Below are 14656 nucleotides of genomic sequence, written 5' to 3'. Positions count from 1 at the left end.
CTTCCATGTATCGTAGCCTGTCCAACATCGTGAGTGGCCGGAACACACGGCAGGGCCAATGGGGCCTGCCATTGTTGGTTGCCTTGCTCATTTCGCTGTGGCTGTCGGTTCAGACGACGCAGTTCGCAACGGCCGAAAACCTTTTCAACCTGGTTGCGCAGGCGATGCCGCTGGTCATCGCGGCGGCCGGACAACTCGTTGTCGTGCTCGTCGGCGGGCTCGATCTATCGGTCGGCTCGGTCATCAGTTTCACGACGGCGGTGCTGGCGCTCGACCAGCCGGCGATCGTGCTGATCCCGGCGGTCTTCGTGCTGGCCGCATTCATCGGGCTGATCAACGGCCTGGCGATCACCCGTTTCAACGTCCATCCAATCATCGCCACGCTATCGACGCAGTACATTGTCCTTGGCATCACGCGCATCTTGCGTCCCGTCTCCGGCGGCACCGTTCCGGAGATCGTCATTGCTGCCGTCTCAGGCAGTTTCCTCGGTATTCCTTATCCGGTCTTTTGGGGAATCGTCGTGATGCTGTTGGCCTGGAAGCTGCTCTACGGATCGCGATACGGCCTGCATCTGTTTGCGATCGGCGGCGGCATCGCGTCGGGGGCCGAAAGCGCTGCCCGCAATTTCGGCGTCTCCGATCGCCGCAACATCATCCTCGCCTATGTGGTCTGCTCCTGTTTCGCGGCCGTTGCCGGTGTCTTCCTGGCCGGGCGCATCGTGTCGGGTGATCCAAATGTCGGGTTGCTTTTCGAACTCGACACGGTCACCGCCGTGGCACTTGGAGGCACCCAGCTTTCAGGCGGAATCGGCAGCCTGCACGGCACGGTGATCGGCGCGCTTGTGATGGCACTGCTGGCCAATGGCATGAACCTCGCCAACGTCTCGCCCTTTGTCCAGACGGCGATCAAGGGCGGCATTCTCTTGGCCGTGGTCGGGCTGCAATCCCGCAAGAAGATGGGGCTCTGAGCGATGACTGCCGTTCTCGCAAACCCGATCGCCCGGCGTCTGCTTCGCATACCGCCGTCCTACTTTGTCTTCCTCGTGCTTCTGGCCACGCTGTGGGTCGCACGGCCGAACATGCTCAACCTCAACATCATGGGCATCTTCATCAGGCAGATCGTTCCGCTCGGCATTCTCGTGCTGGGGCAGCTCGTCGTCATGCGCGTGAAGTCGATCGACCTCTCCGGCGGCGGCATCATCCTGCTGATCAACTATTTCATCTCGTCGGGCAGTTTCCCGGGCGCGTCGCTGCCCTTCTTCGTCGTACTGGCGCTCGCCACGGGCCTCGTCATTGGCCTGTTCAACGGCTTCATGATCGGCATCCGGCGGGTGTCGGCCGTCATAGTCACGCTGGCCGTCAGCATCATCCTGGTCGGACTGGTGCAGTTCCTGTCGAGCGGCAATCCACCCGGCGATGTGCCGAGACTGTTCAACGACCTCTACAACACGAAGTTCCTGTCGGTTCCGACGCCGGTGCTGTTCTGGATCATGCTGACCGCCGCGGTGTGGCTGCTTCTGTCGCAGACAGTGTTTGGTCGTTACGTGGCCTCTGTCGGCGAGAATGCCGAAGCGGCCCATTTTTCCGGCGTGCCGGTCCAGCGCACGGTCATCCTGGCGCATACGCTCGCCGGCCTGATCGCGGCGATCGCGGCCCTGGTACAGACAGGTTCAATCGCCGTCGGCAGCGTGCGCGTCGGTCTCGACCTGCCGATCCTGGCAGTCGCGGCGACGATCCTTGGCGGCGTCGCCTTCGGTCGCGGCGACGGCGGCGTCTGGGGACCTTTCTTCGGCTCGCTGTGCTTCGCGCTTTTGTTCGTCGTGATGACGGTGCTCGGCATCGACGAACCCGGCAAGCTCATCGCCCAGGGCGTCATCATCCTCGGTGCGGCGATCTTCTACGGAGTGCGCGTGCGAACCTCCTGAATCGAAACAAGGCAAGCCGGCACCGGCGTTAGGGCTGGATCGATAGATCTGCACGTTCAGACAACTGCAAACAGATGGAGAAACATGGATGTCACCGCCAAAAAATATCATGTGCTACGGCGACTCGCTGACCTGGGGCTGGGTTCCGGTCAAGGAAGGGTCGCCGACCTACCGCTACCCCTATGATCAGCGCTGGACGGGTGTTATGGCGGCGGCGCTGGGAGCGGGCTACCACATCATCGAAGAAGGTTTGAGTGCGCGCACGACCTGTCTCGACGATCCCAACGATCCGCGCCTCAATGGCGCCAATTATCTGCCCTCGGCCATCGCCAGCCATCTGCCGCTGGATCTGGTCATCGTCATGCTGGGCACCAATGACACGAAGTCCTATTTTCGCCGGACACCCTACGAGATCGCCAACGGAATGGCGAAACTGGTCGGGCAGATCCTGACGAGCGCCGGCGGTATCGGCACGCCTTATCCGGCTCCGAAGGCGCTGGTCATCGCGCCGCCGCCGCTGACCCCGATGCCCGATCCCTGGTTCGAGGGTATGTTCGGCGGCGGCCACGAAAAGTCCAGGGAGCTGGCCAGGCAGTACAAGGCGATGGCGGATTTCATGAAGATCGACTTTCTGAATGCCGGCGATTTCGTCACCACGGACGGTATCGACGGCATCCATTTCACCGCTGGCAACAACGCCGATCTCGGCCGCGCGGTCGCCGACAAGGTCAAGTCTATTCTTGAGCCAAGCCGAGCCAGCACCGCCGCCTGAAGTCGCGACGCCCGCCGGCTTGCGCAACAGGCCGGTTTGCAGGCGTGTCGCATTCTTCCTGTATGCCATTATGGACCCAACGATGAGCCCGGTCCGTAATTCTGCCCAACACGTTCCGTGGCACTTGACCCACTTGCTTTTATGAAGACGAGCTATCCACTCAAGCCGTTCAACAAGCGCACATTCGAGGTTTGCCTGGGCTGATAGCCAGCTTGGGCTCTTCGTCCTTCACACCGCCTGCACCGCCGCCGCCAATCCTCGTATGATCTTCGCCAGCTCCCTGCACTCATTGTGCAAGGTGCTGTTGCGCCGCCAGGCAAAGCAGATCGTGCGCTGCGGCATGGGTTCCTGGAACGGCACGATCTTGAGATCGGGGATAGTGCCGGCAGGTCCCGTGGCCATTTCCGGGATCAGCGTCACGCCGAGCCCGTGCGCCACCATCTGCAAGAGCGTGGTCAGGCTGGTGGCGCCGTAGCTTGCCATCGCCACCGGCCGCACATTGCCGCAGACAGCCAGTGCCTGTTCGCGCAGGCAATGGCCCTCCTCCAGCAGCATCAGCCTTTCCAGCGCCGGGCTTTCAGGCGGCACCGGCGGCGAGGCGAAAGCCGGATCGCCTGACGGCACGGCCAGGAAAAACCGGTCGGGGAACAAAGCCTCGGTCACCAGGCCGGGATGGTCGAGCGGAAGCGCGGCGATGAAAGCATCGAGCTTTTGCGACGCGATGTCCTCGACGAGCGAGGCGGTCACCGCCTCGCGCAGTTCGAGCATCAAGTCCGGGAAATGCATTTTCAGCTCGGGCAGCGCACGCGGCAAAAGGTAGGGCGCGACGGTCGGAATGATGCCCAGCCGGAAGCGCCCTCCCATGGCAGGGCGGCCACGCCGGGCGATGGTCTCGACCTCGCGTATGTCGGAAAGGATGCGTTCGATGCGCGGCAAAAGGGCTGCCGCCTCGTCGGTCATGCGCACCGATTTGCCGCCGCGTTCGAACAGCCGGCAGTTCAGCCGCTGCTCCATTTCCGCGATCTGCGAGGACAGCGCCGGCTGGCTCACGCCTGCAAGTTTCGCCGCACGCCCGAAATGCAGCGTCTGCGCAAGTGCGTCGAAATAATGCATCTGGCGGACGGTTAGGCCTATCATAAGAAAATCCTATTGAAAGGAACAGGAAAGGCAATTTGTTTTTATCGGCAGGCTGGCCTAGTCTGGAATCATTCCAGGATGGCGGCGCTGGCTGCCCGGAACCCTCGGCAAAATTGGAGTGCAAGATGGACGCGAAAACCGACGACAACAGCGCGGGCAAATGCCCTGTCGCGCATGGACCCGGTGCCAGGACCAACCGTGACTGGTGGCCCAACCAGCTGGACCTCGGCGTTCTCCACCAGCAGTCGAACCTCTCCGACCCGATGGGCGAGGACTTCGACTATGCCAAGGAATTCGCGAGCCTCGATCTCGACGCGGTGATCAAGGACCTGCACCATGTCATGACGGATTCGCAGGATTGGTGGCCGGCCGACTTCGGCCATTACGGGCCGCTGTTCATTCGCATGGCCTGGCACAGCGCCGGCACCTACCGTATCGGTGACGGCCGCGGCGGCGCCGGCGCCGGCCAGCAGCGTTTCGCACCGCTCAACAGCTGGCCTGACAACGCCAATCTCGACAAGGCGCGCCGCCTGCTGTGGCCGGTCAAGCAGAAATATGGCCGCAAGATTTCCTGGGCCGACCTGCTGATCCTCACCGGCAATGTCGCCCTGGAATCGATGGGCTTCAAGACCTTCGGCTTCGCCGGCGGCCGCGCCGACGTCTGGGAACCCGAGCAGGACGTCGATTGGGGATCGGAAACCAAATGGCTCGACGACGAGCGCTACTCCGGCGACCGCGAGCTTCGCGGCCATCTCGGGGCCGTGCAGATGGGCCTGATCTACGTCAATCCGGAAGGCCCGAACGGCAAGCCTGATCCGCTTGCCTCGGCACGCGACATCAGGGAAACCTTCGGCCGCATGGCGATGAATGACGAGGAGACAGTGGCGCTGATCGCCGGCGGCCACACCTTCGGCAAAACCCACGGCGCCGGCGATGCCTCGCTGGTTGGCGCCGAGCCGGAAGGCGCCGGCATCGAGGCGCAGGGCCTCGGCTGGTCGAGCAAGCACGCGTCGGGCATTGCCGGCGATGCCATCACTTCGGGGCTCGAGGTCACCTGGACCACGACGCCGACCAAATGGAGCAACAACTTCTTCGACAACCTGTTCAATTACGAATGGGAATTGACGAAAAGCCCGGCCGGCGCCCATCAGTGGACGCCTAAGGGCGGCGCAGGTGCCGGCACGGTGCCGGACGCGCATGATCCCTCCAAGCGCCGCGCGCCGGCCATGCTGACCACCGATCTCGCGCTGCGGGTCGACCCGGCTTACGAGAAGATCTCGCGGCGGTTTCACCAGAATCCGGATCAGTTCGCCGATGCCTTCGCCCGCGCCTGGTTCAAGCTCACCCATCGCGATATGGGCCCGGTCGTTCGCTACCTTGGCCCGCTCGTGCCGAAGGAGGAGCTGATCTGGCAGGATCCGATCCCGGCCGTCGACCATGAACTGGTCAGCGAACAGGATATCGCATCGCTGAAGGCCAAGATCCTGGCCTCGGGCCTGTCAGTTTCCGAACTGGTCTCGACCGCCTGGGCTTCGGCCTCGACGTTCAGGGGTTCCGACAAGCGCGGCGGCGCCAATGGCGCCCGTATTCGGCTGGCGCCGCAGAAGGACTGGGACGTCAACCAGCCTGCTGAATTGGCCAAGGTGCTTGCCACGCTCGAATCCATCCAGAAGGCGTTCAACGCGGCACAGACCGGCGGGAAAAAGATCTCGCTGGCCGATCTGATCGTGCTCGGCGGCGTCGCCGCGGTCGAGAAGGCGGCAAAGGATGGCGGCAACGAGGTGAAGGTGCCGTTCACGCCGGGCCGCATGGATGCCTCGCAGGAACAGACCGACGTCGCCTCCTTTGCCGCGCTTGAGCCGAAAGTCGACGGCTTCCGCAACTATGTCCGGGGGCCGCAGCCGATGTCGATCGAGGCGATGCTGGTCGACCGGGCACAGTTGCTGACGCTGACCGCGCCGGAGATGACGGTGCTGGTCGGCGGCCTGCGGGTGCTCGGCGCCAATACCGGCAAGTCCAGGCACGGCGTGTTCACCGACAGGCCGGGCACGCTGACGAACGACTTCTTCGTCAACCTGCTCAGCATGAACACGGTCTGGGATCCGGCCGCCGGTTCGGATGAGATCTACGAAGCGCGCGACCGCAAGACCAAGGCGGTCAGGTGGACCGGTACCCGCGCCGACCTTATCTTCGGCTCGCATGCGCAGCTGCGTGCGCTGTCTGAGGTGTACGGGTCCGCGGATGCCGGGCAGAAATTCGCCAGGGATTTCGTCGCGGCGTGGACCAAGGTGATGAACGCCGACCGGTTCGACATCGCTGCCTGATCCGAGCAAGGACTTCTCGACCCAAGAAAAAGGCGCGGGGCTTGGCCCCGCGCCTTTTTCTTGTCCAGGCTTCCGAAGTCAGTCCTTTTCGAAGACGCGCGCCTTGGCGACGACGCCGGCAATGGCGCCGCCGATCAGCGGCGCGACGATGAACAGCCAGAGCTGGCTGATCGCGGCGCCGCCCGAAAACAGCGCCGGGCCAATGGAACGGGCCGGATTGACCGATGTGCCGGTCACCGGGATCATGGCGAAGTGGATACCCGCCAGCGTCAGGCCGATGACCAATCCAGCGAAGGCCGTCGCATGCCTTTCCGCGGTAACGCCGAGGATCACGGTGACGAAGGTGAAGGTGCCGATCAACTCCCACAGGAACGCGGAAGAGACGCCCCATTTCGTCTCGTCCCAGCCATTGGCGCCGAAGCCGCCAGTGTGTCCCCCGACCTGGCCGGAGACGATGATCCACAGCGCCAGCGATGCCAGGATGGCGCCAATGATCTGTGCGATCCAGTAGGGGATGACGTCCTTGGCCGGCAACCGGCCGGCAAGGAACACGCCGAGTGTCACAGCCGGGTTGAGATGCGCGCCCGAAATGGGGCCGATCGCGTAGGCGGCCGCGATAAGGCCGATGCCGAAGGCCAGCCCGATGCCTTCCTGCCCGAGCGGCAGCGCGCCGCCGAAGCCACCCGTCACCACCGACGCGGTACCGATGAACACCAACAGAAATGTGCCTAGAACTTCCGCCAGATAAGTCTTCATTGCCATCTCCTCGTGACGATCCGCCGGTCCACGCTTTCCGCGCCGCGAATCATGGCGGCAAGAGTATTCCCAACCGAAAAACTTGGAAAGCTGAGCTGTCGCATCCCTACCGTGCTTGCAGCCGCCAGTTAAGAACATTAGAGAGCTTGCATCTATTGACGATCTGCTGTTGACCGCACCGGAAGATTTACTGCTCGAGCGGTTTTCGCCGATCCCAACAGGCGGCCTGCCGTCGCGAGAGGGGGCGGGGTTCAATCTCACCGTGAAAGGCTCTAAGAGCAGACCGAGATGATGCGCTCGATTTGGTGGACTGAAGAATGCGACTAGGCGGACGGCTGGCTGCGGCCATCGAAGTGCTGGAAGACATTGGCCGGCGTCACCGGCCGGTGGCCGATGCGCTGAAGGACTGGGGCCTGTCGCACCGTTTCGCCGGCGGCGGCGATCGTGCGGCGATCGGCAACATCGTCTACGATGCGCTACGCCGCAAGCGCTCGGCAGGCTGGCTGCTGGGCGAGGACACGCCGCGCGCCATCGGCTTCGGCGCCCTGCTGCTCGAATGGGGCCAGACCGCGCGCTCGCTCAACGAAGCGCTCGACGGCGACAGGTTCGCGCCGCCGTTGCTGACGGCTACCGAACTCCAGGCAACCGACGAGCGGCGGCTTGCCGACGCCTCGCCCGCGGTGCGCGCCGACATACCGGATTGGTGCGAGCCGCTTTTGCAACGCGCGTTCGGTGAGGCCTGGGTCGAGGAGGGCGCGGCGCTCGCCACCCGCCCGCCGCTCGACATCCGCGTCAACACTTTGCAGGCCGATCGGGCCAAAGTGCTGGCGGAACTTGCCGAAACCGGCGCCAAGCCAGCCCAAATCGCACCCCAAGGCATTCGCATACCGCCGATCGACGGCGACGGCCGGCATCCCAACGTGCAGGCCGAGCCGGCTTTCCAGAAGGGCTGGTTCGAAGTCCAGGACGAGGGATCGCAAATCGCCGCCGCTCTTGCCGGCGCCGAGCCTGGAATGCAGGTGCTCGATTTCTGCGCCGGCGCCGGCGGCAAGACGCTGGCGCTGTCGGCGGCGATGGGCAATACGGGTCAGGTCTTCGCCCATGATGCCGAGAAGGCGCGGCTGGCGCCGATCTTCGACCGCATCCGCCGCTCGGAAAACCGCAACGTGCAGATCGTCACCAAGCCGGCGGAATTGTCGCCGCTCACTGGCCACATGGACCTCGTCCTGGTCGACGCGCCTTGCACCGGCAGCGGCACCTGGCGGCGGCGCCCGGACGCCAAATGGCGGCTGACGCAAAGGCAGCTCGACGCCCGCAAGGGCGAGCAGATGGCGATCCTCGATGCCGCAAGCAGCTTCGTCAAGCCGGGTGGCCTGCTGGTCTACGTCACCTGTTCGGTGTTCGACGAGGAGAATGGCGACCAGGTCGCAGCGTTTTGCCAGCGCAATGGCGGTTTTGCCCCGGTCGACCATCGCCGGCTCTGGGACAGCCGTTTTCCCGGCCATGAAACGGCGATGCGGCTCGGCGCGCTGGGCGGTATCTGCCTGTCGCCGGCGCTGAGCGGCACCGACGGTTTCTACATCTGCGCGCTGCGTAGGGCTTCCTGAATGGAGCGGAAGCGAAACTTGCGCTTCCGCTCTCGAGATCAAATTGCTGCAGTGCAGCATTGGATGATTGCTTGCCGCTCACGCCTCTGCAATAAGCTTTTCCGGCAAAGGTGAAAGCAGCGACGGCCATGGCAGCAAAGATCGTACCCGCTCCGGACTATGAGGACCGCGTCAGGGCGTCCTTCGCGCGCCAGCAGGCGATGGCGACCATCGGCGCCGAATTGACGCTGGTGACGCCCGGCATCATCGAAATCGAAATGCCCTATTCGGCCGCACTCACCCAGCAGCATGGTTTCCTGCATGCCGGCGTCATCTCGACCGCGCTGGACTCGGCTTGCGGCTATGCGGCCTTCTCGCTGATGCCGGAGAATTCCGGCGTGCTGACCATCGAGTTCAAGGTCAATCTGCTGGCGCCGGGCAGGGGCGAGCGCTTCCTGTTCCGCGGCTCGGTGACCAAGCCTGGCCGCACCATCATCGTCGCCGACGGCCAGGCCTATGCCTTCGCCGCCGACGGCGAAGCCAAGTTGATCGCCACCATGACCGGCACCATGATGACGATGGTGGGCCGCGACGGGATTGCTGGGTGAATGGCCGGTTCGCCGCAGGCGAATTCATCGTGCCAGTGGCACGATGAAAGGCCACGAACGCCGGGAGCTGCCGGAGGCAGCGGGTCCCGGCGAGCAGGTGGTGGAGACAGCAGGACAGGGAGGAGTAAATCATCATGACCGATAAAGTGTCGCGCCTGTCCGGCAAGAACGTCCTCTTCGTCATGGCGGTGCAGGCCGAATACGGGCCGCATCTACAGCGGCTGTTTACCCCGCTGATGACCGGTGTCGGCCCGGTCGAGGCAGCCGTCCGGCTTGGCGCCGAATTGTCTTGGCTGAAGTCGCAAGATGCGCTGCCGGACCTCGTCGTGTCGCTCGGCTCCGCCGGCAGCCGGACCTTGGAGCAGACGGAGATTTACCAGGCCATCTCGGTCAGCTATCGTGACATCGACGCCTCGCCGCTTGGCTTTGAGAAAGGCGCGACGCCGTTCCTCGACCTGCCGATGACGGTGTCGCTGCCGTTGCGGATTCCGGGGATAAAGCAAGCCACGCTGTCGACCGGCGGCGCGATCATCACCGGCGCGGCCTTTGATGCAATTGCGGCAGACATGGTGGACATGGAGACCTTCGCCTGCCTGCGCGCCTGCCAGCTGTTCGAGGTGCCCCTGATTGGGCTGCGCGGCATTTCCGACGGCGCGGCTGATCTCAGGCATGTCGGCGACTGGACCGAATATCTGCACGTCATCGACGAAAAGCTGGCGGATGCCGTCATGCGCCTCGAACAGGCGATCGGCTCGGGCTTGCTTTGGACGGGTTCTCCTGGTGACGTGGCGGGACCGTTCTGAAAGTCGGGTTCGCAACCCATTGCGTCGACTCGTTTCTTTCTCTAAACGCTCGCCATGAAAACAGCCAATCAACCCGACACCGTCCTGATTGTCGATTTCGGCAGCCAGTTCACCCAGCTCATTGCCCGCCGCATCCGCGAGGCCGGCGTGTTTTCCGAGATCGTGCCGTTCCAGTCGGCCGAGGCGGCATTCAAGCGCATCAATCCAAAAGCCGTGATCCTATCCGGCGGTCCGGCCTCGACCACGGATATCGGCAGTCCGCGGGCGCCGCAGATCGTCTTCGAGGCCGGCGTGCCGGTGCTCGGCATCTGCTATGGCCAGATGGCCATGTGCGTGCAGATGGGCGGCGTTGCCGAAAGCTCCAATCATCGCGAATTCGGCCGCGCCTTCGTCGAGATCGAGAAGGAAAGTCCGCTGTTCGAGGGCCTCTGGGCAATCGGCCAGCGTCACCAGGTGTGGATGAGCCATGGCGACCGCGTCATCTCCTTGCCCAAGGGGTTCGAGGTGTTCGGCAAGTCGGAAGGCTCGCCCTTCGCCATCTTCGGCAATGTCGAGCGCAAGATGTATGGCATCATGTTCCATCCGGAAGTGGTGCATACGCCCGACGGCGCCCGGCTGCTCAGGAATTTCGTCCACAACATCGCCGGCATCGAGGGCGACTGGACGATGCGCGCCTACCGCGAGCACGCGGTCGAGGCGATCCGCAAGCAGGTCGGCAAGGGCAAGGTCATCTGCGCGCTCTCGGGCGGGGTCGACTCCTCGGTCGCCGCGCTGCTCATCCACGAGGCCGTCGGTGACCAGCTCACTTGCATCCTCGTCGACCATGGCCTGATGCGTAAAGACGAGGCCGCCGGCGTCGTTTCGATGTTCCGTGAACATTACAATTTGCCGCTCATTCTGGTGAACGCGTCGGATCGCTTCATCGGTGCGCTCGAAGGCGAGGCGGATCCCGAGAAGAAACGCAAGACCATTGGCCGGCTCTTCATCGAGGTGTTCGAGGAAGAGGCCAAGAAACTCGGTGGCGCCGATTTCCTGGCGCAAGGCACGCTCTATCCCGACGTCATCGAAAGCGTCTCCTTCACCGGTGGCCCGTCGGTGACGATCAAGTCGCACCACAATGTCGGCGGCCTGCCCGAGCGCATGAACATGAAGCTGGTCGAGCCGCTGCGCGAACTGTTCAAGGACGAGGTCCGCGCACTCGGCAAGGAACTCGGCCTGCCCGAGAGTTTCATCGGCCGCCACCCGTTCCCGGGCCCGGGTCTTGCCATACGCTGCCCCGGCGGCATCACGCGCGAGAAGCTGGAGATCCTGCGCGAAGCCGACGCCATCTATCTCGACGAGATCCGCAAGGCCGGCCTCTATGACGCCATCTGGCAGGCCTTCGCCGTGCTCTTGCCGGTGCAGACGGTCGGCGTCATGGGCGACGGCCGCACCTACGAATTCGTCTGCGCGCTGCGCGCCGTCACCTCGGTCGACGGCATGACGGCAGATTTCTATCACTACGACATGGCCTTCCTGGGCGCCGCCGCCACCCGCATCATCAACGAGGTCCGCGGCATCAACCGCGTGGTCTATGATGTGACGTCGAAGCCGCCGGGAACAATTGAGTGGGAATGATTCAGGCCCACTCAAACGCCGCCGAAAATACGCCAATCCGCGACTTAAGTACGTCGGAGCAATGAGGCTCGTGACGGTGTTTTTTGCCTAAGGCATAGAGGAAAAAGGAATTTCCTGCCACGAGCCTCCAAATTGTACTGACGGTACTTTTCAGGACGCAGTAGGGTTGTTGACGGATGCCGCCCTTAAGGCGCTGGAACCACAGAATATCTACAAGATTGCTGGCCGAGATGGCCTATATGTCCGGGTCATGCCCGGTGGGGCGATCTCATTTCGGCTTGATTACAGGCGCCGCCTGAACGACGCCAAGAGTTTTGGCGAGTAGCCTAGGTCATCCCGAACGCGGCAGATCCGCTATCGACCGGGTGTTCTCGCGCCTCCTGTCTGGCGTGGATATCGGCTCCGCCGGGGCCGAAAGCGTGCCGCGCCAAGCACGCGCACTCAGGCCTCTAGTGGTCGAAACGCTTCATCCATCCGAACGAATCGGTGACGGGGCGATATTCGGCGCCGAATGCACCATCATAGCCGGCGTCCGCGATTGCGCGCAGGAGCCAGCCATAGTCCACCTCGCCGTGATCGGGCTCGCTACGATCCGGTACGGCGGCGAATTGGATATGGCCGATCTTGTCGGAAAATTGCCTTACCGAGTTAAGCAAATCGCCTTGAATGATCTGCATGTGATAGCAGTCGAACATTACCTTTACCGCACCGTCTGTCGCATCGATCACACGCAATGCGGTGGAAAGGTCGGAGAGGAAATAGCCCGGCGCATCGCGCGGGTTCAGGGGCTCGATCAATATGCCGATGTTGTGCCGTGCCGCCGCCTTCGAAGCGTACCGCAAATTGCCGGTGAACGTCGCGAAGGCTTCGTCACCGATTGCCTTTCCTGCCATCACATGGATGTTGCGACAGCCTGTTACGGCTGCCCATTCAATCGCCTGGTCGATCGCCGCGCGCGCTTCCGTTTCACGGCCCGGCAGCGCGGAGAGGCCGAAATCACCCGCCCCGACATCCCCCCGGGCCGTGTTGATGCCAAGCAGCGGAAGACCGGTTTCGGCGAGCAGCGCCGCGACCACCGATGCGTCGGTATCGTACGGCCAATGCATCTCGACCGCCGCGAAACCGCGCCGCTTGGCCGAGCGGATCGCATCCGGAAGCGCTAGGTCACGAAAGAGAAATCCCAGATTGGCCGAAAGTTGCATCAGTCGTCCCACTCCACGTCAAAGTGTTCCACCAACTCGCGAATTTGCGGAGCCGCGAGGATCCTGGGCCGCAAGCCCTGGGTGAGAAGCGTGAGCTTGGCCGTTTCCTCAAGTTCCTCCATCGCGTAGGCGGCGGCTTCGATATCCTTGCCGGCGACGACGGGTCCGTGGTGGGCCAGCAATACGGCCGACCGTTTCCCAGCGAGTCCGCGCACGGCGTCTCCCATCGCCGGATCGCCGGGCCGGATGTAGGGCAGCAGTTTCACCTTTCCCAGCCGCATGATCGAATAGGCCGTCAGCGGCTTGAAGACGCTGTCGGGATCGATGTCGGGCAGAAGCGAAACCGCGACAGAATGGGTCGAATGAAGATGGACGACCGCTCCGGTGCGCGCGCCGCGTGTCTCGTAGAACGCCTGATGCAGCGGCATCTCCTTCGTCGGCTTGTCGCCGTCCAGGAACCGTCCCTCAGCGTCGAAGAGCGACAGGCGGGCGGGGTCGAGCGCGCCAAAGGACGATCCTGTCGGCGTGACGAGCAGCCGACCATCGCCGAGGCGGGCGGAGATGTTCCCCGAGCTTCCCGCAGTGAGGCCGCGCGCGAACATGGACGCAGCGATGCTGCAGATCTGATCCCTGAGTCTTGTTTCATCGCTCATCGTAGAACGCCTCCCGTAAGGACGTCGGCTGCCTTTTCGAAGAACCCGGCCGAACCGAAATTGCCCGATTTAAGGGCGAGCACCATATCCGGGTCACGGGCCTTCAACGCCGGAACACCGGGGTCGATCTCCGGTCCGATCTCGAATGACGAAATGTTGAGCGCCGATACGACGGCCCCCGATGTCTCGCCGCCCGCCGTAACCAGCCGGCGTACGCCACGCGCCGAAAGCTGACGCGCCAGTTCGCCGAAAAAACCTTCAACCGCCGTCGCGACGCGCTCCTTCCCGTAGCGGTTCTGTGCGGCGGCGACGGCTTCGGGATCGGCCGACGAGAACACCAGTGGCAAGCCGTGGTGCTGATGGCCGATCGCCCACTCGGCATATTCAACAGGATTGGCCGTGCCGTCCACGACCGCATCCACCTCCACAATGCGCGTCGGATGGTTTTTCCGGTGCTCGGCAATCTGGCGCCGGCTCATGGTCGAGCACGAACCGCAAAGCGCGGCCCCTGGCCCCTGTATTCCCTTCCAATGCGTGGCCGCCGTGCCGATCAACCCGGCCCGACGAAAGTTGGCCGGAAGTCCCAGCGCTATTCCCGAACCGCCGCTGAGCAGGACATCGGCTTCGGCAGCCTCGCCAATGGCGATAAGGTCCTTGTCCTGGATGGCGTCGACCACGACGTAGCGAGAGCCGCTGGCGGATGCCGCCTTCAGAGCATCCCTGATCGGGAGGGGGCCTCCCGCTACGACATCGTAGGGGGCATGGCCGATCCCGCGCGCAGTCTGTCGCGCAAGCCAACGCCGCAGATCGGGATCCGTCATCGGCGTAAGCGGATGCTTCTCCATGCCGGATTCGCTCAACAGCCGATCGTTGACGAAAAGATGCCCCTGGTAGATCGACCGGCCGGTTGCGGGAAACGCCGGACAGACGATCGCGCGTGCCGCTCCCAACGCGTCGCCAAGAGCGTCCAGCACGGGACCGATATTGCCTTCGGGCGTCGAGTCGAATGTCGAGCAGTACTTGAACAGATATTGGCGGCAGCCTTGGCGTCGAAGCCATTCCAACGCCGCGAGCGACTGCTTCACCGCCTCCGAGGCGGATATCGTTCTGGTCTTCAGGGCAACGACGCCCGCGTCAACCGAGCGGTCGGAGGCGGTGTTGGGAACGCCGTTGTACTGGACCGTGCGCATGCCCCCCTTGGCAAGCGTGTTGGCCAGGTCGGAAGACCCGGTGAAATCATCGCCTATGCAACCGAGAAGCATCGGAATTTCCC

At 63.5% G+C, this 14656-nt stretch carries 13 protein-coding genes and 1 pseudogene; 9 read left to right on the top strand and 5 right to left on the bottom strand.

Annotated features, from left to right (window positions below; translation table 11 throughout):
- Nucleotides 1-5 precede the first annotated feature (5 nt).
- The 3 genes from FJ979_RS12185 to FJ979_RS12175 all read left to right on the top strand — a co-directional run bounded on the left by FJ979_RS12185 (nt 6) and on the right by FJ979_RS12175 (nt 2697).
- A complete protein-coding gene (locus tag FJ979_RS12185; protein WP_140515064.1) occupies nt 6-968 on the top strand; it encodes an ABC transporter permease in 963 nt (320 codons plus the stop codon).
- Nucleotides 969-971: 3 nt separating this feature from the next.
- On the top strand, nt 972-1925 hold the full coding sequence (locus tag FJ979_RS12180) for an ABC transporter permease (RefSeq protein ID WP_140524777.1): 954 nt from the start codon (nt 972-974) through the stop codon (nt 1923-1925).
- A gap of 88 nt (nt 1926-2013) precedes the next feature.
- Entirely contained in the window at nt 2014-2697 is a 684-nt protein-coding gene (locus tag FJ979_RS12175) for an SGNH/GDSL hydrolase family protein (RefSeq protein ID WP_140498341.1), read from the top strand.
- A gap of 228 nt (nt 2698-2925) precedes the next feature.
- On the opposite strand, the gene FJ979_RS12170 is transcribed toward FJ979_RS12175, so the two are convergent.
- Nucleotides 2926-3834: a hydrogen peroxide-inducible genes activator gene (locus FJ979_RS12170; protein WP_140515065.1), complete on the bottom strand. Its 909-nt coding sequence runs from the start codon at nt 3832-3834 to the stop codon at nt 2926-2928.
- 125 nt (nt 3835-3959) lie between these two features.
- Between FJ979_RS12170 and katG the strand changes: the two genes are divergently transcribed.
- Nucleotides 3960-6158 (top strand): catalase/peroxidase HPI, encoded by a 2199-nt coding sequence (gene katG / locus FJ979_RS12165; RefSeq protein WP_140581174.1) that lies wholly within the window; start codon nt 3960-3962, stop codon nt 6156-6158.
- Between the two features lie 78 nt (nt 6159-6236).
- Here katG and FJ979_RS12160 read toward each other — a convergent pair whose 3' ends face one another.
- Nucleotides 6237-6914, bottom strand: a complete 678-nt coding sequence (locus FJ979_RS12160) for an MIP family channel protein (RefSeq protein ID WP_140581171.1) — start codon at nt 6912-6914, stop codon at nt 6237-6239.
- Between the two features lie 317 nt (nt 6915-7231).
- On the opposite strand from FJ979_RS12160, the gene FJ979_RS12155 reads away from it, so the two are divergent.
- From FJ979_RS12155 to FJ979_RS12135, 5 genes and pseudogenes are all read left to right on the top strand, one after another.
- Nucleotides 7232-8521 carry an RsmB/NOP family class I SAM-dependent RNA methyltransferase gene (locus FJ979_RS12155; protein ID WP_140566501.1) on the top strand — a complete coding sequence of 430 codons (1290 nt, stop codon included), beginning with the start codon at nt 7232-7234 and terminating at the stop codon, nt 8519-8521.
- A gap of 128 nt (nt 8522-8649) precedes the next feature.
- Nucleotides 8650-9108, top strand: coding sequence for a PaaI family thioesterase (locus FJ979_RS12150; protein WP_027146613.1), 459 nt, complete (start codon nt 8650-8652; stop codon nt 9106-9108).
- A 134-nt stretch (nt 9109-9242) separates the two neighbouring features.
- On the top strand, nt 9243-9911 hold the full coding sequence (locus tag FJ979_RS12145) for a 5'-methylthioadenosine/S-adenosylhomocysteine nucleosidase (RefSeq protein WP_140524774.1): 669 nt from the start codon (nt 9243-9245) through the stop codon (nt 9909-9911).
- 54 nt (nt 9912-9965) lie between these two features.
- On the top strand, nt 9966-11528 hold the full coding sequence (guaA, locus tag FJ979_RS12140) for a glutamine-hydrolyzing GMP synthase (protein ID WP_140498335.1): 1563 nt from the start codon (nt 9966-9968) through the stop codon (nt 11526-11528).
- Between the two features lie 166 nt (nt 11529-11694).
- A pseudogene (locus FJ979_RS12135) lies at nt 11695-11840 on the top strand (Arm DNA-binding domain-containing protein); the annotation flags it as partial.
- Between the two features lie 137 nt (nt 11841-11977).
- On the opposite strand, the gene FJ979_RS12130 reads toward FJ979_RS12135, so the two are convergent.
- The 3 genes from FJ979_RS12130 to otnK are packed head-to-tail and all read right to left on the bottom strand — an operon-like array spanning nt 11978 to nt 14645.
- Complete coding sequence (locus FJ979_RS12130; RefSeq protein ID WP_140581166.1) at nt 11978-12730, bottom strand: TIM barrel protein; 753 nt, start codon at nt 12728-12730, stop codon at nt 11978-11980.
- A complete protein-coding gene (gene otnC / locus FJ979_RS12125; protein WP_140581163.1) occupies nt 12730-13383 on the bottom strand; it encodes a 3-oxo-tetronate 4-phosphate decarboxylase in 654 nt (217 codons plus the stop codon). Before otnC ends, FJ979_RS12130 begins: the two co-directional genes overlap by 1 nt.
- Nucleotides 13380-14645 (bottom strand): 3-oxo-tetronate kinase, encoded by a 1266-nt coding sequence (otnK, locus tag FJ979_RS12120; protein WP_140581160.1) that lies wholly within the window; start codon nt 14643-14645, stop codon nt 13380-13382. The genes otnC and otnK overlap by 4 nt, the downstream gene beginning before the upstream one ends.
- Nucleotides 14646-14656: the final 11 nt, after the last annotated feature.

It is taken from the genome of Mesorhizobium sp. B1-1-6 (genome assembly GCF_006443035.1).
Lineage (GTDB): Bacteria > Pseudomonadota > Alphaproteobacteria > Rhizobiales > Rhizobiaceae > Mesorhizobium.
The sequence above is the reverse complement of the archived record's forward strand: the minus strand, read 5'-3'. Positions and strand labels throughout refer to the sequence as shown.

Excerpts from the sequence above, each read along its gene's own strand:
- FJ979_RS12185 (WP_140515064.1), top strand. The coding sequence starts at position 6 with ATGTATCGTAGCCTGTCCAACATCGTGAGTGGCCGGAACACACGGCAG.
- FJ979_RS12180 (WP_140524777.1), top strand. The coding sequence starts at position 972 with ATGACTGCCGTTCTCGCAAACCCGATCGCCCGGCGTCTGCTTCGCATA.
- FJ979_RS12175 (WP_140498341.1), top strand. The coding sequence starts at position 2,014 with ATGTCACCGCCAAAAAATATCATGTGCTACGGCGACTCGCTGACCTGG.
- FJ979_RS12170 (WP_140515065.1), bottom strand. The coding sequence starts at position 3,834 with ATGATAGGCCTAACCGTCCGCCAGATGCATTATTTCGACGCACTTGCG.
- katG (WP_140581174.1), top strand. The coding sequence starts at position 3,960 with ATGGACGCGAAAACCGACGACAACAGCGCGGGCAAATGCCCTGTCGCG.
- FJ979_RS12160 (WP_140581171.1), bottom strand. The coding sequence starts at position 6,914 with ATGAAGACTTATCTGGCGGAAGTTCTAGGCACATTTCTGTTGGTGTTC.
- FJ979_RS12155 (WP_140566501.1), top strand. The coding sequence starts at position 7,232 with ATGCGACTAGGCGGACGGCTGGCTGCGGCCATCGAAGTGCTGGAAGAC.
- FJ979_RS12150 (WP_027146613.1), top strand. The coding sequence starts at position 8,650 with ATGGCAGCAAAGATCGTACCCGCTCCGGACTATGAGGACCGCGTCAGG.
- FJ979_RS12145 (WP_140524774.1), top strand. The coding sequence starts at position 9,243 with ATGACCGATAAAGTGTCGCGCCTGTCCGGCAAGAACGTCCTCTTCGTC.
- guaA (WP_140498335.1), top strand. The coding sequence starts at position 9,966 with ATGAAAACAGCCAATCAACCCGACACCGTCCTGATTGTCGATTTCGGC.
- FJ979_RS12130 (WP_140581166.1), bottom strand. The coding sequence starts at position 12,730 with ATGCAACTTTCGGCCAATCTGGGATTTCTCTTTCGTGACCTAGCGCTT.
- otnC (WP_140581163.1), bottom strand. The coding sequence starts at position 13,383 with ATGAGCGATGAAACAAGACTCAGGGATCAGATCTGCAGCATCGCTGCG.
- otnK (WP_140581160.1), bottom strand. The coding sequence starts at position 14,645 with ATGCTTCTCGGTTGCATAGGCGATGATTTCACCGGGTCTTCCGACCTG.